Annotated in this window: 16 protein-coding genes; 11 read left to right on the top strand and 5 right to left on the bottom strand. The window is 70.1% G+C overall.

Features of this window, described 5'->3' with window-relative positions:
- Positions 1 to 86: 86 nt before the first annotated feature.
- A complete protein-coding gene (locus JEQ17_RS03870; RefSeq protein ID WP_200393852.1) occupies positions 87 to 1268 on the bottom strand; it encodes an amidohydrolase family protein in 1182 nt (393 codons plus the stop codon).
- A gap of 98 nt (positions 1269 to 1366) precedes the next feature.
- Positions 1367 to 2167, bottom strand: a complete 801-nt coding sequence (locus JEQ17_RS03865) for a FadR/GntR family transcriptional regulator (protein ID WP_200393851.1) — start codon at positions 2165 to 2167, stop codon at positions 1367 to 1369.
- Between the two features lie 201 nt (positions 2168 to 2368).
- On the opposite strand from JEQ17_RS03865, the gene JEQ17_RS03860 reads away from it, so the two are divergent.
- On the top strand, positions 2369 to 3250 hold the full coding sequence (locus JEQ17_RS03860; protein ID WP_234048053.1) for an enoyl-CoA hydratase-related protein: 882 nt from the start codon (positions 2369 to 2371) through the stop codon (positions 3248 to 3250).
- Positions 3247 to 3816, top strand: a complete 570-nt coding sequence (locus JEQ17_RS03855; RefSeq protein ID WP_200393850.1) for a DUF2889 domain-containing protein — start codon at positions 3247 to 3249, stop codon at positions 3814 to 3816. The genes JEQ17_RS03860 and JEQ17_RS03855 overlap by 4 nt, the downstream gene beginning before the upstream one ends.
- Before the next feature lie 198 nt (positions 3817 to 4014).
- Here JEQ17_RS03855 and JEQ17_RS03850 read toward each other — a convergent pair whose 3' ends face one another.
- On the bottom strand, positions 4015 to 5232 hold the full coding sequence (locus tag JEQ17_RS03850) for an acyl-CoA dehydrogenase family protein (protein ID WP_200393849.1): 1218 nt from the start codon (positions 5230 to 5232) through the stop codon (positions 4015 to 4017).
- Between the two features lie 104 nt (positions 5233 to 5336).
- Between JEQ17_RS03850 and fabG the strand changes: the two genes are divergently transcribed.
- The 5 genes from fabG (at position 5337) to JEQ17_RS03825 (ending at position 10863) form a co-directional block, all read left to right on the top strand.
- Positions 5337 to 6083, top strand: a complete 747-nt coding sequence (fabG, locus tag JEQ17_RS03845) for a 3-oxoacyl-ACP reductase FabG (RefSeq protein ID WP_200393848.1) — start codon at positions 5337 to 5339, stop codon at positions 6081 to 6083.
- Positions 6084 to 6151: 68 nt separating this feature from the next.
- On the top strand, positions 6152 to 7411 hold the full coding sequence (locus JEQ17_RS03840) for an acetyl-CoA C-acetyltransferase (RefSeq protein WP_200393847.1): 1260 nt from the start codon (positions 6152 to 6154) through the stop codon (positions 7409 to 7411).
- Positions 7411 to 8850 (top strand): OB-fold domain-containing protein, encoded by a 1440-nt coding sequence (locus tag JEQ17_RS03835; RefSeq protein ID WP_200393846.1) that lies wholly within the window; start codon positions 7411 to 7413, stop codon positions 8848 to 8850. The genes JEQ17_RS03840 and JEQ17_RS03835 overlap by 1 nt, the downstream gene beginning before the upstream one ends.
- Positions 8847 to 10052, top strand: a complete 1206-nt coding sequence (locus JEQ17_RS03830) for an acetyl-CoA acetyltransferase (RefSeq protein WP_200393845.1) — start codon at positions 8847 to 8849, stop codon at positions 10050 to 10052. Before JEQ17_RS03835 ends, JEQ17_RS03830 begins: the two co-directional genes overlap by 4 nt.
- 16 nt (positions 10053 to 10068) lie before the next feature.
- The gene (locus JEQ17_RS03825; protein WP_200393844.1) at positions 10069 to 10863 is read left to right on the top strand and encodes an SDR family NAD(P)-dependent oxidoreductase; all 795 of its coding nucleotides are present in this window, start codon (positions 10069 to 10071) and stop codon (positions 10861 to 10863) included.
- A gap of 69 nt (positions 10864 to 10932) precedes the next feature.
- Here the strand turns inward: JEQ17_RS03825 and JEQ17_RS03820 are convergent, their stop codons facing one another.
- Positions 10933 to 13692, bottom strand: coding sequence for a branched-chain amino acid ABC transporter permease/ATP-binding protein (locus tag JEQ17_RS03820; RefSeq protein WP_200393843.1), 2760 nt, complete (start codon positions 13690 to 13692; stop codon positions 10933 to 10935).
- Positions 13693 to 13880: 188 nt separating this feature from the next.
- On the opposite strand from JEQ17_RS03820, the gene JEQ17_RS03815 reads away from it, so the two are divergent.
- From JEQ17_RS03815 to JEQ17_RS03800, 4 genes are read left to right on the top strand one after another with little or no spacing between them, the layout of a single operon-like run.
- Positions 13881 to 15119 (top strand): ABC transporter substrate-binding protein, encoded by a 1239-nt coding sequence (locus tag JEQ17_RS03815; protein ID WP_200393842.1) that lies wholly within the window; start codon positions 13881 to 13883, stop codon positions 15117 to 15119.
- A gap of 45 nt (positions 15120 to 15164) precedes the next feature.
- Complete coding sequence (locus tag JEQ17_RS03810) at positions 15165 to 15878, top strand: ABC transporter ATP-binding protein (RefSeq protein WP_200393841.1); 714 nt, start codon at positions 15165 to 15167, stop codon at positions 15876 to 15878.
- Between the two features lie 10 nt (positions 15879 to 15888).
- Entirely contained in the window at positions 15889 to 17232 is a 1344-nt protein-coding gene (locus tag JEQ17_RS03805; protein WP_200393840.1) for a hypothetical protein, read from the top strand.
- Positions 17229 to 18629, top strand: a complete 1401-nt coding sequence (locus JEQ17_RS03800) for an acyl-CoA reductase (protein ID WP_200393839.1) — start codon at positions 17229 to 17231, stop codon at positions 18627 to 18629. The genes JEQ17_RS03805 and JEQ17_RS03800 overlap by 4 nt, the downstream gene beginning before the upstream one ends.
- A gap of 86 nt (positions 18630 to 18715) precedes the next feature.
- Here the strand turns inward: JEQ17_RS03800 and JEQ17_RS03795 are convergent, their stop codons facing one another.
- Positions 18716 to 19213 carry a hypothetical protein gene (locus JEQ17_RS03795; RefSeq protein ID WP_200393838.1) on the bottom strand — a complete coding sequence of 166 codons (498 nt, stop codon included), beginning with the start codon at positions 19211 to 19213 and terminating at the stop codon, positions 18716 to 18718.
- Positions 19214 to 19302: the final 89 nt, after the last annotated feature.

The raw sequence follows: 19302 nt of genomic DNA, 5'->3' as shown, positions 1-19302 counted from the left end.
CAATTGCTGGACGGCGCGTGCCATGTCCTACTGACTGAGCCCGGTACCGATGTCGGTACCGGGCTCAGTCGCGGAGACCGCCAGCCTCAACGGCTGATCAGCTGCTGCGCGTTGTTGTACATGATGTCGTCCTGGACCGACTCGTCGAGTTCCGCGAGGAGCTTGCGGTAGTCGGCCGGGTTGGCGATGCCCTCCGCGTGCGGGAAGTCCGAGCCCATCACGATGGACTCGTGATAGCCGAGACGCTTCACCAGGCTCGGGATGTCGTCCTCCGGGTAGGGCACCACCCGGATGTGCTTGCGGAAGACCTGGCTGGGGCGCTCGGCCAACTGGCCGCCGATCCAGGGGCCGTTGCGGCCCATGCCGCGGCTCTTGTCCATGTGACGGACGAAGTGGGGCACCCACTCGGCGCCGAACTCGGACACCAGGACGTTGATGTCGGGGAAACGCCCGAAGAGGTTGTCGAAGATCAGCGCCGACAGCGTCTCCTCGATGGGGCGCTGGCCGTAGGTGTTCATCCACTGCCACGCGGACATCCGGAAGTGGATCGGGCTCGCGTCGTGGCCCCAGGCCGGGGCGACGTTCGAGTTGTAGTAGAACTCGCTGATGTGGTAACAGACGCTGGCCTTGGCCTCGTTGACCAGTTTCCAGAACGGGTCGAAGTACGGGTCCCCGGGCGAGCGGCCGTACTGCGGGCCGGTCGGCAGCATGATGAACCGGGCGCCCCGCTCCAGCACGAACTCCAGCTCCTTCACCGCACTGTCCAGGTCGCGCAGGGACAGCAGGGCGGGGGAGTAGATGCGGTCGTTGTGGTTGAAGCCCCACACCTCGTTTATATAGCGGTTGAACGAGTGGTAGTTGGCATAGAGCGGCTCGACGCCCTGTACGTACTCCTCGGCGACCAGCGCCCAGCCGCCCGGGTAGATGATCGTCTGGTCCAGGCCCTGCTCGTCCATGACGCGCAGCCGGGCATCGCGGTTCTGGTACGACTCGTGCATCGGCTCGAACTGGTACGTCTCGTCGGGGTTGCCCGAGGCCATCGCCTTGAGCATCTCCTTGAGCGAGCCTGGCCGGTAGACCTGCCCGAACTCGGGTTCAAGACAGACCACGATCCGGTCCCCGGCGAGGATGACCTCACGGCCGTCCGGCAAGGTCACCGGCGCCACTGCCTGGCCGAGGAACTCCTTCGGGAGGTAGCGCGTGAAGGAGTCCCGTTCCTCGTACATGTGCTGGTCGCAGTCGAAGATCCGCTTGCGCTGTTCGGCCATGGCCGTCGCCTCCACCCTGAAGCCATTCAGTACGCCTCCTATAATTATCTAACTATTTGGAGAACGCAAGGGAGGGTGAGCGGCGGGTGTTCGGGTGGTCAGTCGATGAGCTCCAGCACTGTCTTGGGGCCCAGTGCGTTGACGACGTCGTCGGCGCTGGAGATGTGGCGCTGCCACAGCTTCTCGGCCTCGTCCGCCTTGCCGGACTCGATCAGGCCGACCAGCCGGACGTGCGCCCGGTGCCCCTTGAGTGCCTGCGCCTTCTGGGTCTCGGCGTCGGTGGCGGCCGCGGTGTACGAGGCGTTGGCCCGGTCGATGATGTTGCGCAGCATGCCGCAGAGGAGGATCAGGGTCTGGTTGCCGGTGAGCTCGACCAGGAGGGCGTGGAACGCGTCCTGTGCGTCCACCAGGGCCAGCGGGCTGTCCAGGGCGGCCTTCTCGGCCGCCACCGCGTCGCGCAGCCGCTTGATGTCGTCCGCCGTGTGCTTGGTGGCGACCTGGCGCGCGCACGGCGGCTCGATGAGGGCCGCCGCCCGGTAGACGTCTCCGAGGGTGGCTCCGCGGTACTCCAGGATCAGGCCGGCGAACCGGGCCGCGACGTCCGAGTCGGGTGCGCTCACGCGCGCGCCGCCATGGGCTCCGCGGCGGACCGTGATCAGGGACTCCGACTCCAGGACGCGGAACGCCTCGCGCAGCGTGGGGCGCGAGATGCCGAACTGCTCCATCAGCCCCGACTCCGGCGGCAGTGCGTCGTCGGGCTTCAGCTCGCCCCGCACGATCTGGCGGCGCAGATGTCCGGCGACCAGCTCGGCCGTCTTCGGTACGCGCACCTGGCGTCCGACGGGGCCGCGGGAGGGAGCGGGCACGATCGGCGTCTCTGCGCGGGCTGCCTCAGCCACGGTGGACTCCTCATATAGCAAAATGAATCGTCTTAGTGCATCGAGGGTACCAGGTCAAGGGTCGGGTGATCTTGTCCATGCGGGACCTGGTCCGGTGTGGACTTGGTCTGGTGTCCGGGCCATCCTTGGGTATATAGATGATTCATCTAGCTATAAAATTCATCTGGCTATGGACCGAACGGGCCCGTGGGAGTGACCTCGATGACCGAGAACCCGACCCCGGTGATCCTCACCGAGCTGACCGACGACGGGGTCATGCTCCTCACCCTGAACCGGCCCGAACGGCACAACGCCTGGACGCTGGAGATGGAGCTGCTCTACAACGAGCTGTTCGACCGCGCCGAGGCCGATCCGGCGGTGCGGGCCGTCGTGCTGACCGGGGCGGGGCGCAGCTTCTGCCCGGGCATGGACATGAGCGTGCTGGACGGAGCCTCCTCCGGCGCGAACCCGTGGCCGACCGACGAGCTGCCGCCGCGCACCCGGCCCATGTCCTTCCCGAAACCGCTCGTGGCGGCCGTCAACGGTGCCTGCGCCGGCATCGGGTTCAACCAGGCGCTGATGTGCGACGTGCGGTTCGCCGTACCGGACGCCAAGTTCGCCGCCGCCTTCAGTGCGCGCGGCCTGGTGGCGGAGGACGGTGTGTCCTGGCTCCTGCCCCGGCTCGTCGGATACGGGAACGCGAGCGACCTGCTGCTGTCCTCGCGCCGGATCACCGGTACGGAGGCCCTGGTGATGGGCCTGGTCAACCGCCTGGTCGAGCCGGCGGAACTGCTCCCGACAGCGATCGCGTACGCGACCCGACTGGCCTCGTCGGCCAGCCCGTACGCGATGTCCCTCATCAAGCGGCAGCTCGCCGAAGACCAGTCGAGGAGCTTCACCGAGAGCCGCGACAGCGCGGCCGCGCTGCTCGCCACGGCGAAGCGGGCCCCGGACTACCGCGAGGGTGTACGCAGCTTCATCGAGCGCCGACAGCCGGAGTTCGCGGCGCTCGGGGCGCCTCCGGCACCGGAGACGCAGGCGGTGCCGGAGGTGTCTCCGATGTCGGAGACGGCTTCGGTGCTCCAGGAGGGGGCCTCGTCATGACGCGAGCCGAACTGCCGCTGCATCGCCGCACGATCACCGTGACCGCCCACGAGGAGGATGGGGACGAGATCTCGGTCGAGGCGGTGCTGGTCGACGAGCGGCCCCGGGCGGAGCTCCCGGCCCATGTCGTCCACCGGATGGTGCTCGAAGTGCGCATCCGCCTCGCGGACATGGTCGTCGTACACGCCGACGCGGACATGCGCACCTTTCCGCACGCCGAGTGCCCGCTGATCACTCCGGCTTTCGACGGACTTGTCGGGCTGAGCGTCGCCGCCGGGTACAACCGGGCGATCCAGGAGCGGTTCCGGGGTGTGTCCGGCTGCTCGCATCTCTACGAGCTGGCTCGTGCCCTCGGTCCCGCGGTCGTGCAGGCGGCGATCTCGGCCAATGCGCGCCGCCGGGACGCCGGTGAGCGGTCCCACGGCCCGCGCTCCACGGCGGGCGTGCTGAACAGCTGCCATATCTGGGCGCCGGACGGGGTGGGTCTGCGGAAACTCGACGCGGGGTGGCGGCCTGGGGAGGGGCCGCGGCCGGTTCCGGGGGTGGAGGCGTTCGGAGGGGCGTAGCCGGTGTGTGTTTTCGCCCCCGCCGCCCCTACCCGTCCCGTCCCTGGGGGCTCCGCCCCCAGACCCCCGTATCGCGCTCCGCGCTCGTCCTCAAACGCCGGACAGGCTAAAACTCAGCCTCTCCGTCGTTTGAGGAGCGGGGGTTCGGGGGCCGGCCCCCGAAAGGGACGGGAACGGGTAGGGGCGGCAGGGGCGCAATCAAGCTCTCGGCTCGCGCGGGAGCCCCAGCACCTTCTCCGCGAGGATGTTCCGCTGCACCTGAGACGTCCCGGCGTAGATCGTGCCGGAGCGGGCGATCAGATAGGTCGTGGACCAGGACGCCGAGGAGTTCGCGGCGCCGGGATCGTCGGCACGGTACGTACGCAGGGGCGCCCGCCCGACGGGAACCTGCCCGTGCAGGCCCATGATGTCCATCGCCAGGTCGGTGACCTTGGCGTGGTACTCGCTCCAGTACAGCTTGGCGATCGACGTCTCGGGGCCGGGCTCGGCGCCCTTGAGCCACCCGGTGAGGATCCGGTAGCCGAGAAAGCGCATGATCTCGACCTTGGACCAGCACCAGGCGATCCGCTGCCGGATCACCGGGTCCTGGTCCTTGCCGTACAGACGGGCCAGCTCGACGAGGCGTTCGACCTCTGCCCGGAAGAGGATCGGATTGGTCGCCGCCTCCTCCCCGCGCTCCACGCCCAGCAGGCTCTGCGCGACCGTCCAGCCGTTGTCGACACCGCCCACGACGAGGTCGGCCCGGGTGCGGGCGCCGTTGAAGAAGACCTCGTTGAAGTGGAGCTGCCCGCTCATCATGCGGAACGGCCGGACCTCGACGCCGGGTTGGTCGAGCGGCACGAGGAGGAACGAGATGCCGCGGTGCTTTGAGGCGTCGGGGTTGGTGCGGGCCAGGACGAAGATCCAGTCGCTGTGATGGGCGCCGGAGGTCCACACCTTCTGCCCGTCGATCACCCACTCCTCGCCCTCACGTACGGCGCGCGTCCTGAGGGAAGCGAGGTCCGAGCCCGCGTCCGGCTCCGAGTAGCCCTGGCACCAGGTGTCCTGGCCGCTGAGGATGCGCGGCAGGAAGTGACTCTTCTGCTCCTCCGTGCCCCAGCGCAGCAGTGTGTTGGCCAGCATCTTCACGCCGAAGGTGTCCTGCGGCAGACCGAACGGCACGCCCGCCAGGGCCAGTTCCTCCATCAGGACCACCTGGTGGAGCTTGGACAGACCGCGGCCGCCGAACTCCTCGGGCCAGGTGAGGGAGAGGAAGCCGCGCTCGGCGAGCCGTCGGCGCCAGTCGCGGGCGAAGGTCCAGGCGGCCTCCTCGTCGAGGGCGCCGATGCCCTTCCAGTCCGTGGGCAGGGCTTCGGCGAGGAATGTCCCGACCTCGGTGCGGAACGCCTCGGTCTCCGGGGGATAGGTGATGTCCACCTGCAGTGCCTCCTGCGCTCGGCCGGCCCATCGCGGTATTGATAGTTTCAGTGTAATAGGTTATCTATTTAAGAGGAATAGCGACGAGCCAGGGCGGGCTGAACATGGGACTGCTGGACGGCCGGAACGCCGTGATCACCGGCGGCGCACAGGGCATCGGCTTCGAGATCGCCGGCGTGCTCGGCGGGGCGGGAGCGTCCGTCGTCATCGGCGACATCAACGAGGACGCCGCGGCCCAGGCCGCCGAACGCCTGGCCAAGGACGGCGTGGCCGCCACCTCGCTGCGCTGCGACGTCACCGACGAGGACGAGGTGGGCGCTCTCGTCGCCCATGGCACCGACGTGTTCGGACCGGTCGGCGTCATGGTCAACAACGCCGGGATCACCCGCGACGCGACCCTGCGCAAGATGGCCCTCGCCGACTTCCGCGCCGTCGTCGACGTCCATCTCACCGGAGCCTGGAACGGCACCCGGTACGCCGCCGAGGCCATGCGCGCCCATGGCCGGGGCGGCAGCATCGTCAACATCTCCTCCATCGCCGGCAAGGTCGGCAACTTCGGGCAGACCAACTACAGCGCGGCCAAGGCCGGGCTCGTCGGCCTCACCAAGGCTTCCGCCAAGGAGCTCGCGAAGTCTGGCGTCCGCGTCAACGCCGTGCAGCCCGGGCTGATCCGCACCGCGATGACCGAGGCGATGCCCCGGGCCGCCTGGGACGCGAAACTCGCCGAGATCCCCATGGCCCGCGCGGGCGAACCCGCCGAGGTCGCCCAGGTAGTCCTCTTCCTCGCCTCCGACATGGCGAGCTACATCACCGGAGCCGTGGTCGAGGTGACCGGCGGCCGGTACATGTGACCTCGCCCCCTCCGTGCCCCCATACCGCTCCGTCTGCTGACCCGTACCCCTCATGAAAGGCACGACCGATGCCCGCCCTCTTGCGTGACGCGGTGATCTGCGAGCCCCTGCGTACCCCGGTCGGTGGCTACGGAGGCGTCTTCCGCGATGTGACGGCGGCAGACCTCGCGGCCACGGTCGTACGCGCCGTGCTGGAACGAACCGGTGTACCGGCCGCAGCCGTCGACGACGTCCTGCTGGGCCAGTGCTACCCCAACGGCGAGGCCCCGGCCATCGGCCGCGTGGCCGCCCTGGACGCGGGCCTGCCCGTGGAGGTGCCGGGGCTCCAGATCGACCGCCGCTGCGGCTCCGGACTGCAGGCGGTCATCACCGCGGCGATGCAGGTGCAGACCGGCGCGAGCGACCTCGTGCTGGCCGGTGGTGTCGAGTCCATGAGCCAGGCCGAGTTCTACACCACCGATGTGCGCTGGGGTGTACGCGGCGCGGGCACCACGCTGCACGACCGGCTGGCCCGCGGCCGCGTCACGTCCGGCGGCGTCAACCACCCTGTTCCCGGCGGCATGTTGGAGACCGCCGAGAACCTGCGGCGCGCGTACGGCATCCCCCGCGAGGAGCAGGACCGACTCGCCCAGCGCTCCCATGAGAAGGCCGTCGCGGCCCAACGGGAGGGCCGGTTCGCCGACGAGATCGTGCCCGTCACCGTACGCACCCGGAAGGGCGAGACGACCGTCGACACCGACGAACACCCGCGCCCCGGCTCGTCGTTGGAGAAGCTGGCCTCGCTGCGCCCCGTACTCGGCCGGCAGGACCCCGAGGCGACCGTCACCGCGGGGAACGCCAGCGGGCAGAACGACGGCGCCTCGATCTGTGTCGTCACCCATCCCGAGCGCGCGGCCGAACTGGGCCTGCGCCCGCTGGGCCGCCTGGTCTCCTGGGCCGTCGTGGGCGTGCCACCCGAGACGATGGGCATCGGACCGGTGCCCGCCACGGCCAGGGCACTCGAACGGGCGGGTCTGAAGCTCGCCGACATGGACCTGATCGAACTCAACGAGGCCTTCGCGGCCCAGGTCCTTGCCTGCACCCGCGAATGGGCCCTGACCGAGGCCGACTTCGACCGGTTCAACGTCAACGGCTCCGGTATCTCGCTGGGCCACCCCGTCGGGGCCACCGGCGGCCGCATCCTCGCCACCCTGCTGCGTGAACTGGACCGCCGTCAGGCCCGCTACGGCCTGGAGACCATGTGCCTCGGCGGCGGACAGGGCCTGGCCGCGGTCTTCGAACGGCCGACGCACGCACACAACGCGCTCAACGCTCTTGGAGGACGCTGATGGCCGGACTGATCGCATATGGCGCGTACGTGCCGTACCACCGCCTCGCCCGAACGGATGTCGCCGCCGTACTGGGCACCAAGGCGGGCAAGGGAACCCGTGCGGTCGCGGGCTACGACGAGGACACCACCTCCATGGCCGTCGAGGCGGCCCGCGGAGCCCTGGCCCTCGACGGCCTCCGCCCCCGCATCGGCCAGCTCTTCCTCGCCACCGCCGCGCCCGCCTACCTCGACAAGACGAACGCGACCGCCGTGCACGCCGCGCTCGGCCTCGACGAACACGTCCTCGCCGCGGACATGGCCGGCTCCGTACGCTCCGGCCTGGGCGCACTGGTCACCGCCGCCCGCTCACCGGTCCCGACCCTGACGGTCCTCTCCGACCTGCGCACCGGACTGCCCGGCGGCAGCGACGAGATCGCGGGCGGCGACGGTGCTGCCGCCTTCGTCTTCGGCGGCCACCGCAACGGGGCGCCCGTCATCGCGGAACTGCTCGGCCACGACACCGTGAGCGACGAGATCCTCGAACGCTGGCGGCTGCCCGGCTCGCCCACCTCCCGCGTCTGGGAGGAGCGCTTCGCCGAGGAGATCTACGTGTCCCTGACCGGCAAGGCGCTCGGCGCCGCACTCGACCAGGCGGGCCTGGACATCGGCGCGATCGACCACTTCGTGGTCTCCGGACTGCACGCGCGGGCCTGCGCGACCGTGCGGCGCACGTCAGGTGTACGCCCCGAGGCGGTGACCCCGGACCTCACCGGGGCGATCGGCAACGCGGGCACCGCCCAGCCCGGACTGCTCCTCGCCGACGTCCTCGACCGCGCCCGCCCCGGCGAGACCATCGCGCTGGTCGTTCTCGGCGACGGCGCCGGAGTCCTCCTGCTGCGCGCCACCGAGGCGTTGACCACGCACCGCGGCGCCCGCCCGGTCGCCGCCCAGATCGCCGCGGGCAGCGCGCCGGTGCCGTACGCCACGTACCTCTCCTGGCGCGGTCTCCTCGACCGGGAGCCGCCCCGCCGGCCGGACCCGGAGCCGCCCTACGCCCCGCCCGCACACCGCCGGGGCGGCTGGAAGTACGGCTTCGTCGCCTCCCGCTGCGAGAAGTGCGGCACCCGGCATCTGCCGCCGGACCGCGTGTGCGCGAGCTGCCGGAGTGTCGACGCCATGACCGACGAGCCGATGGAGCACGTGCGCGGAACCGTCGCCACCTTCACCGTGGACCGCCTGGCCCACACTCCGAGTCCGCCGATGCTCGTCGTGGTCGTCGACTACGACGGCGGCGGCCGGTTCCGCTGCCAGCTCACCGACGCCACCGAGGCCGACGCCGTCATCGGCGCCCGGGTGGAGATGACGTTCCGGCGCACGGTCACCGCGTCCGGCGTCCACAACTATTTCTGGAAGGCCCGGCCGGTGCGCACGGGCGAGACCGAGGGGACAGACGGATGAGCTCGCACGGAATCCGGGACCGGGTCGCGATCGTCGGCATGGGCTGCACGACCTTCGGCGAACACTGGACCCGCTCGGCCGACGATCTGCTGATCGACGCCGTCGGCGAGGCCGTCACCTCGGCCGGCATCACCATCGACGACATCGACGCGTTCTGGCTCGGCACCCAGGCGTCCGGCGTCTCCGGACTGACCCTCAGCAGGCCGCTGCACCTGCAGTACAAGCCGGTCACCCGCCTGGAGAACATGTGCGCCACCGGCTCCGAGGCGCTGCGCAACGCCTGTTACGCGGTCGCCTCGGGCGCGTACGACGTGGCCATGGCGGTCGGCGTGGAGAAGCTCAAGGACTCCGGCATGTCCGGGCTCTCGGGCACCACCATGCCGGGCGCGGGCGACGACAGCCGCGGAGAGATCACCGCCCCCGCGAACTTCTCCCTCCTCGCCCCCGCCTACGCCGCCAAGTACGGCCTGTCGGAAGAGGAGTTGAAGGACGTCATCACCCGCATCGCCTGGAAGAACCACGTCAACGGTGCCCGCAACCCCCGAGCCCAGTTCCGCAAGGAGGTGCCGCTGGAACGCATCCGGTCGGCGCCGATCGTCGCGGGCATGCTCGGGGTGTTCGACTGCTCGGGGGTCTCCGACGGCTCGGCCGCCGCGATCGTCGTACGGGCCGAGGACGCCTACAAGTACACCGACAAGCCCGTCTTCGTGAAGGCGCTGTCCTTCGTCGCCGGTCCGGCGGACGGCCTCCTCGACCCGGCGTACGACTTCACCACCTTCCCCGAGGTCGTCGCGTCGGCGCAGGAGGCCTACCGGCAGGCGGGCATCACCGACCCGCGCGCCGAGATCGCCCTCGCCGAGGTCCACGACTGCTTCACGCCCACGGAGCTGGTGCTGATGGAGGACCTGGGTTTCTCCGAGCGCGGCCAGGCCTGGAAGGATGTCACCAGCGGGGCCTTCGACCTGGACGGCTCACTGCCGGTCAATCCGGACGGGGGACTCAAGGCATTCGGGCACCCCATCGGCGCGTCGGGCCTGCGCATGATGTTCGAGGCCTGGCTCCAGCTGCGGGGCGAGGCCCCGCCGGAGCGGACGGTCCGGACGTCGGCAGAGCGTTCGCTCGCACTCACACACAACCTTGGCGGCGGACCGGGCGAATGCGTCTCCTTCGTGTCGGTGGTCGGAAGCCAACTCACCGATTGAGAAAGGCGGTTCGGTCATGGGACGACTGGACGACAAGATCGCGATTGTCACAGGAGCCGCGTCCGGTATCGGCGCCGCCACCGCCCGCCGCGTGGCGGCCGAGGGCGCGCACACGGTCGTGGCCGATCTGAACCTCGACGGCGCCAAGGCGGTCACCGAGGAGATCCGAGCCGCCGGAGGTTCCGCGACCGCGGTCCCGGTCGACCTCGGCGACATCGAGAGCGTACGGGCCATGGTCGACGCGGCGATTCGGACGTACGGCGGACTCGACGTCCTGCACAACAACGCGGCGGCCACCCACCTGGCCGCCCGCAAGGACCTCGCCGTCGTGGAGGCCGACCCCGCGGTCTGGGACGACACGATGCGCATCAACCTTCGCGGGACCATGGTCGCCATCCAGGCCGCGGTCCCGCACATGGTCGCGCGCGGCGGCGGCTCGATCATCAACACCTCGTCCGGAGCCGGGCTCGCGGGCGACCTGCGCAATCCCGCGTACGGCGCCTCGAAGGCCGCGCTCATCAACCTCACGCAGTACGTCGCCACGCAGCACGGCAAGCAGGGCGTGCGCTGCAACGCCATCGCGCCGGGCTTCATCGTCACGCCGGCCAGTTCCGGCTCGGCCCACGGCGCGATCCGTGAGGCGATGCTCCGTCATCACCTCACGCCGCGGCTGGGAGAGCCGGAGGACGTCGCGTCGGCGGTCGTCTTCCTCGCCTCCGACGAGTCCGCCTTCATCACCGGGCACACCCTGCGGGTGGACGGCGGCCTGCTGGCCCACCAGCCGTACGTCGCGGACCTGCGGGACGCGTAGCGCTCCGCAGGGTGTGCGGTTCGTTGTCTGCGGGCCGGTGGGGGCTGGTCACGCAGTTCCCCGCGCCCCTTACGGGGCGACCTCCTCCGGTGACAGGTCGCCCAGGTAGGCCGCCCGGACCGCCGGATCGCCGCGTACCTCCTCCGGAGTGCCGACGCAGATCCGGCGGCCGAAATCCAGGACGACGACCTCGTCGCAGACGCTCATGACCATGTCGACGTCGTGCTCCACGAGCAGCACACCCATGCCCCAGTCCTCGGCGAGCCGCCGGACCAGCTGGGCCAGCTCCCGGGACTCGTCGTCCGACAGCCCCGCGGCCGGTTCGTCGAGCAGCAGGACGGACGGCGAGGTCGCCACCGCGCGGGCGATGGCCAGCAGCCGCCGCTCGCCGTACGAGAGATCGCCCACCGGCCGGTCCAGGGCGCCCTCCAGCCCGAACTCCCTTACGGCGACGAGTACATGGGCGGGCAGCGGGCGGCTGCCGGGGCGCACCAGGTCCTTGAGGTACGCCCACGGTCCGGGCCGGTCGCAGGCGGCGTACAGGTTGTCCAGGACGCTCATGTCCTCGAACAGCTCCAGCGACTGGAAGGATCGGCTCAGCCCGGCGCCGGCCCGTCGGTGCACCGGCAGGCGGGTCACTTCCCGGTCGCCGAGGAGGACACTTCCCGACGCCGCCCGGGTGAAGCCGGTGACGGCGTCGATGGCGGAGGTCTTGCCGGCGCCGTTGGGACCGATGAGACCCACGACCCGGCCCGGCTCGATGTCGAAGGAGAGGCCGTCCACGGCGACGACCCCGCCGTACCGCACGGTCAGGTCCCGCACGCGCAGGGGGAGTCCGGGGGTGCGGTGCGCGGCCTGGGAAGGGGCCGCGGGGCGTACGTCCGGTGCGGCCGGCTCGTCGCCCTCTGCCGCTTGCTCTGCCGGGTCCTGTGCCACGCCGGTGTGCGTCGGGCGTCGTTTCGCGAGCAGTCTGCGCTCGGCTCCCGCCGCCTGCCTGCCGAGCTCCCGTCCGATGCCGTCCTGGTTGCCCACCAGGGTCAGTACCAGAATGATCCCGCCGATCAGCGGCATCCACTCGCTGAGTCCGGGCAGTACCAGGTCTCCGAAGCGGGCGCCGACCGTGCCCGCGGCGAAGGTGGCGGCGAAGAGCGGTCCGACGAGGAAGCCGACGCCTCCGATGACCGCGAGCCCGAGCGCGGTGATGGAGTCGAAGCTCGCGAAGTCGGCGAAGACGACCGAGGTCGAGCGGAAGCCGGTGAGCACTCCGGCGAGCGCGGCGATCGCCGAGGACAGTCCGAAGGCGTAGAGCTTGGCCGCGCGGACGTCGATGCCGAGGGCCGCCGCGGCCCGCTCGTTCGCCCGCACCGCGATGAGCCGGCGGCCGGTTCTGCTGCGCCGGACATTGGCGACCACGAGGGTGGCCGCGACGAACATGACCAGCACGACCGCCGCGTACCGCTGCGGATGGTCGACGCCGGAGATGTCGATCCCGAAGAGTGTCTGCTTGCCCACCGCGATGCCGTCGCTGCCCGGTGTCGTGGACAGGTCGGTGTTCTGGAAGACCATCGTCTCCAGCGTGGTGCCGAGCCCGAGCGTGATGATCGCCAGGTTGACCCCGCGGGTGCGGACGGCCGGCAGGGCGAAGAGCAGGCCGATCGGCACCGTGCCCAACACACCCGCGAGCAGGGCGAGTTCAAAGGGCCAGCCCCAGTCGGCCGCCGCGTGCCCGGCGATGAAGGCGCCGGTCCCGGCGAGGGCGTACGCCGCGAGGGAGACCTGTCCCGCGTACCCGGTGACCACGATGATCGACAGGATGATCAGCGAGAGCACCAGGGTGTTGGTGATCGCGTCGGCCCACAGTGGCGAGGACAGCCCGATCAGCAGCAGCCCGGTCACGACGGCGAGCGCCAGCGGCGCCGGGCGCACCCTTCCGGTGCCCAGGGCCGGCAGTCGCTCCAGGAACGTGCCGCGCAGTGGCAGGGCCCGGCCGCGGGCGACCAGCATCAGGGCGATGACGAGGAAGGGCACCGACGCGGCGAGCCCCGTGACGTCGGAGCCGAAGCGGGTCAGTTCGGACTGCACGACCCCGATGACCAGGCCGCCCGCCAGAGTGACGGGGAACGACGAGAACCTGCCGACCAGCGCGGCGGCCAGCGCGCTCAGCAACAGGGTGGTCAGACCGGTCACCGACAGGCCGATGACCGGCACGATCAGGATGCCCGTCAGCCCCGCGAGAGCCGACCCGAGTCCCCAGTTGGCGGCCGCGATCAGATCCGCGGACCAGCCGAGTGAGGCCGCCGCGCCCTGGTTCTCCGCGACCGCGGTCGTGCCCAGGCCGAACAGGGTGCGCTTGTAGAGGGCGTGCAGGGCCACGGTGACGACGACGGCGATGCCGAGGAGCCAGATCCGGTCCTCGGAGACCGTCGCTCCGGCGATCTCCACCAGCCCGGACGGCAGCTTGGCCGGTACCAACTGCACACTGTCGCCGTAGCGTTTGACCGCGACGGCGGTGAGCACGATGAACACCGCCAGGGTGCCGACCAGGCGTGCGAGCGAGGACGCCCTGCGCAGCGGCCGGATCACCAGCAGATGGGTGAGCACCCCCAGCACCGTGGACCCGAGCACCCCGCAGGCGACGGCGGGCCAGTACGGCACACCGTGGTTGACGGCCAGTTCCCACTGGACATAGGCGCCGGCCATCCCGATCGCGCCGTGCGCGAAGTTCAGGACACCGGAGCCCCGGTAGACCAGCACGATGCCGTGCGCGGTGAGCGCGTAGAGCGCACCGAGCCCCAGGCCGAGCAGTGCGAAACGCAGGATGTCGTCCACGTGAAGAACCTCCCAGGGCCTTACTTCTCAGAGCTCCATGAGTAGCGAACGCCGGATCGCCCGACAAGACCAGACAGCGTATTTATTTAAATAATTGTGCCGAGAGTACTTCACTAAACAAACGCCACCCTCCATGCTGTCGGCATCTCGACGTCGCCCATGACGGGCGCGAGCCCCGCGGAGGGACCATGAACGACTCACGACGACGCAGAAGTGCCACAGCGAGCTGTCTCGCCGTGACCGGAGCCCTACTGGCCGCCGGATGTGGGGGAGAGGCCTCCAGCAGCTCGTCCGACACGTCCTCGCTGAAGGGCGCCACGGTCAAGGTGATGGTCTGGGCGCCGGAGAACACCCAGGGCAGCGCTCAGCCCGGGGTCCGGCAGACGGCTCAGGCCTACGAGAAGTGGATCAACGACAACGGCGGGATCAAGGGGGGCCCGCTGAAGGTGCTCACCTGCAACGAGAAGAACGACGCCGACGAGGCCGAGAACTGCGCCCAGAAGGCGGTCGCCGAGAAGGTCGTCGCGGTCGTCGGCTCGTACAGCCTCGCCGGAGACCGCTACATGCCGATCCTGGAGAAGGCCGGCATCCCCTACCTCGGCGGTACGGGCGTCTCGGCGGCCGAGTTCTCCAGCCCGATGTCGTTCCCGGTCAACGGTGGCACCCCCGTGGTGTTCGCCGCACACGGCAAGCAACTGGTCGACGAGGGCTGCAAGAAGATCTCCGGCGTCCGGTACGACGTCGCCGCCGCCGACACCGTCTCGAAGTTCCTCGCGCTCGGCGTGACCGCCGCCGGAGGAGCGCCGCCCAAGGACCTCAAGGTGCCGCTCACCGCCACGGACCTCGCCCCGCAGGTCGCCGCGGCGACCAAGGGCACCGACTGCGTGAGCGTCATCCTCGGCACGCACTCGGACCTGTTCGTGAAGTCGTACGTACAGTCCGGCGCCAAGACCGAGCTGGGCAGCGTCGTCGGCAACCTCACCCCGGAACTCGCCGAGAGCACCGGCGGCAGCAGCAGCCCGCTGAACGGCGCCGCGATCACCGGCTACTACCCGCCGACCTCGGACCCGGCCTGGAAGGACTTCGTCGAAGCCACCAAGGGCGACGGACTCGACACGTCGAACGGCGCCAACGCGACGGCCTGGGTGGCGTTCAAGGTCTTCACCGAGGCCGCCAAGAAGCTGCCGACGATCTCGTCCAAGGCCCTGGTCGAGGAGCTCAACACCACGAAGGGCATCGACACCGGTGGCCTGACCCCGCCGCTGACCTGGGCGGAGTCGACGGCTCTGCCGATCAAGGGCCTGAACCGCATACACAACACCACCGCCACCGAACTGACCATGCGCGACGGAAAGATCGAGTGGGCCAAGTCCGGGTCGACCTTCATCGACGTCCGGAAGGTGCTGACGGGCGGCTCGGCCGGCTGACCTCCGGCGTACGAGAGCCCTGGAGCCCGAGGAAGGAGAACGTCCGTGCACGACACGGGACAGCCCCTGATCGAAGCCCGCGCACTGTCCGCCGGCTACGGCACCGTGCCCGTACTGCGCGATCTCGACCTGGAGGTCCGACCCGGTGAGGTCGTCGCCCTGCTCGGGCCCAACGGCGCGGGCAAGAGCACGACCCTCCGGGTGCTGTCGGGAGAACTGGCCCCGATGAGCGGCGAGGTGCGCTGGCTGGGCGGCACCGGCCAGGCACCACTGCACCGCCGCGCCCGCGAAGGGCTGGCCTATGTCGGTGAGCGGGCGGTCTTCACCCGTCTCGACACCGCCGACAACCTGCGCGTGGGCCGGGTGACGACGGACCAGGCCCTCGCGCTCTTCCCCGAACTGGAGAAGCGGCTCAGGACCGGTGCCGGAATGCTGTCCGGCGGCGAGCAACAGATGCTGTCGCTCGCACGGGCCCTGTGCCGCACGCCCAAGCTGCTCCTCGCCGACGAACTCTCCCTCGGTCTCGCCCCGCTCGTGGTCGACCGCCTTCTGCGCGCCGTGCGCGAGGCGGCCGACCGCGGGCTCGGCGCACTGCTGGTCGAACAGCACGTGCGCAAGGTGCTGGACATCGCCGACCGCGTGTACGTGCTGCGCCGCGGCCGGATCGTCATGACCGGGACCCCGAAGGAACTGCGCGCGAACCTGGACGAGATCGAGTCGTCCTACCTCGCGCACAAGGCAACTGTGACAACCGATTGAGGTAGGTGCTGTGGCAAGCGCACGCGAGCAGATCCGATCCCTGGTCCGGTCCGCCGACACCTTCGACCAACCCGCCGAAGACATGGCGGAACTGCAACTGGAGGCCGCGCGGGAGGCCTTCGCCGCCCACCGCGAGCGCATCCCGCTGCTGCGCACCCGGGCGGCGGAGACCGGAGTGCGGGAGGTCGCCGGCCTCGACGACCTCGTGCCCCTCCTCTTCTCGCACACCAGCTACAAGTCGTACCCCGTCTCGCTCATCACGGCCGGCCGCTGGGACCGGCTCCTGCGCTGGTACTCGACCGTGTCGGTGGTCGAACCGGACGAGGTCGACGTGGAGGGCGTACGCGACATCGACGAGTGGACCGAACGCATCACCGCCGCCGGCCACCGCCCCTACATCACCAGCGGCACGTCCGGGAAGGTCTCCTTCCTCAACTGCGACGGCACCGACCTGCGGTTCCTGCACGACATCCTGGAGAACCTCACCTGCTGGCCCGATCCCTTGCCGCCGGATCCCGTCCGCCGGGCCTACCTCCTCGCTCCGGCGAGCGGACCGATGCGCTCCATCGACGGCTTCCGCTGGCACGCGGACGTCTTCGCACTGCCCGGTGAGACCCGGCTGCTGACCGAGGACCCGATGCGGGTGTCCGAGCTGATGAGCAGCGCGCTGCTGCGCCGACGGATGGCCGAGGGCATCGCGACCCCGCAGGAGATCAGCTCCTTCGAGTCCGCCTCCGGCTCCCGGGAGGAGGAAGTGGGCGCGGCCATGAACCGGATCGTCGACGACATCGCCGCCCACCGCGACGAGCCGCTGCTGATCGCCGGGATGAACAACCAGCAGTTCACCCTGATCCAGGCTCTGCGCGCCCGAGGCGTACCCGACGGCGGCCTCCACCCCGACACGCTGGTGCTCAGCGGAGGAGGCAACAAGGGCCGCGCGCTGCCCGACGACTACCAGCAGCAGTTCGCCGCCTTCTACCAGGGCGTACGGCGGGTCCGCAGCTACGGCATGACGGAGCTTCAGGGCTCCTGCCTCGCCTGCGAGAAGGGCAACTACCACGTCCCCCCGTGGGTGATCCCGCTGGTGCTCGACCAGGCGGGCGAAAAGCTGCTGAACCCCGAACTCGGCGTCGTGGAAGGCCGGTTCGCGTTCCTGGACGTCTCCCTGGAAGGCCGCTGGGGCGGACTGATCAGCGGTGACCGGGTCTTCGTGGACTTCTCACCGTGCGCCTGCGGCAGATCGGGCCCGGCCGTCCTGCCTGACATCCAGCGTTACGGAGACCTCGGTGGCGACGACAAGATCACCTGCGCGGCGACACTCGACTCCTATGTGAGGGGAATGATCCACGGATGACCGGTACGACACTGCGGGGCGAGCCCTCGGTCCGTACGGAGGTGGTGCATGTCGTGCGGGGCGAGGTGGACCAGGCCCCGTCCGTCGGTCACGGTCGCGGGGACTCGGCCTTCTCGGCACCAGCATTGGACCTGGACCGCCTGGTGTGGTCCCGTACCGAACCCGGACCCGCCTTCGACGTGCCCAGCGCGGAGATCGTCGACCTGCTGGTGGAGACCGGTGAGGCACTGAAGGCGGACCGGGAGGGCCTGCTCGCCGAAGCACTGGACCGTATGGTCCGGATCAGTCCGCTCCCCGCCGAGGTGCTCGAACGCGCCTACGCCGTGCTGTGGCGGAGCTTCCAACGGACCGGCCTGTACGCCCAGATCGACCACGAACTCGGCGGAGCGGACGTGCTCGACGGCTGGCGCGAGGTGCGGCTGCCCGAAGGCCGGATCGCCGCCACGCGCGCGTTCCCGCCCCGCCTGGTGCACATCATCGCGGGCAACGCGCCCGGTGTGGCGGCCATGTCCGTCGTACGCGGCGCCCTCACCAAGGGCGTCAACCTGCTGAAGCTGCCCTCGAACGACCTGTTCACCGCGACCGCGATCCTGCGCACGATGGCTTCGGTGGCACCCGGTCACCCCGTGGTGCGCTCGTTCTCCGCGGTGTACTGGAGGGGCGGCGACGAGACGGTGGAGAGCGTGCTGTTCCGTCCGCAGTTCTTCGACAAGCTGGTGGCCTGGGGCGGTGAGTCCACGATCCGCGGAGCCCTGAAGTACGTCGGCCCCGGCTTCGAGCTCGTCTCCTTCGATCCCAAGACCTCCATCTCGGTCATCGGCCGCGAGGCCTTCGCCTCCGAGGAGACTCTGCGCCAGGCTGTGGAAGAGGCCGCCGCGGACGCCACGTTCTTCAACCAGCAGGCGTGCGTGGCCAGTCGCTTCCAGTTCGTCGAGGGCTCTGAGCAGGACGCGGACCGCTACGCCGAGCTGCTCTGCGAACGCCTCGGCGTCGCCCGGGAGTTCAGCTCGGCCGACGGCCCACGGGTCGCCGGGGAACTCCGTGAGGAGATCGACGTACTGCGGTCCCTCGCGCCCGACTACCGGGTGTGGGGCGCCTACGACGGCCGAGGCCTCGTCATCCGCTCCCCGGAACCGGTCGACTTCCACCCCGACGGAAAGATAGTCAACGTCGTCCCGGTCGCCGCTCTCACCGACGCCGTCACACACGCCGGGGTCGCCACCCAGACGGTCGGCGTGTACCCCGACACCCGCAAGACGGAACTGCGCGACGCTCTCGCCTGCGCGGGTGTGCAGCGCGTGGTGTCGCTCGGCAGGGCGGGCGGCATGCCACCCGGTCTCTCCCACGACGGCTTCTATCCGCTGCAACGGCTCATGCGTTGGGTGAACGACGAGTGACTCTCGGCGGCAGGGTCGATACGTCCGCCCCGGCGCGGCACTCTCCTGAGTGCGGTGCCGGGGCGGACGTCATCGTGTACTCGTGCTCAGCAGTTGCGGACGCTCCAGACAGGGGTCCAGGTGTAGGAGTGCAGGGCCGAGTCGGGCCTGAAGGAGTGGAGGACGTTGCCGCTCTGGCCGTAGAAGTACGAGGTGACGCCTCCGGTCTGGAAGTCGTAGTAGTAGCCGGCGCCGTTCCAGTACGACGTGTAGTAGCGGTTGCAGTTGTAGAGGAAGAAGATCTCCCAGCTGCCCGTCGTGGGATCCCAGACCTCCGTGCAGAGGTTTCCGCTGGGGCAGTTGAACGTGGTGCCGGGTGCCATGTGGATGGACCTGGCGGACGGCGAGACGCTCGGGGAGTTCGCGGCCGGTGACCGGGTCGACGCCGACTGTGCGTCCTGCGGTGCCGGCGGCGCGGTCAGGACCCGGCCGACCGCACCGTCGTCCGAGGCGACGGACGCCTGGGCCGGGCCGGCGGCGAAGACGGCCGCCAGCATCAGAGCCAAGGCACCGATGAGGCCGAGAATGGAGCGCCTGCCACGCACTCCGAGAACGCTATGTACTCTGCGCATTCGGTTGATCCCCCTGTTCAGGACGCGACATACGAGGCATCCGGTGGCGGTGTGACCCCGCT

It is taken from the genome of Streptomyces liliifuscus (genome assembly GCF_016598615.1).
GTDB lineage: Bacteria > Actinomycetota > Actinomycetes > Streptomycetales > Streptomycetaceae > Streptomyces > Streptomyces liliifuscus.
The sequence above is the reverse complement of the archived record's forward strand: the minus strand, read 5'-3'. Positions and strand labels throughout refer to the sequence as shown.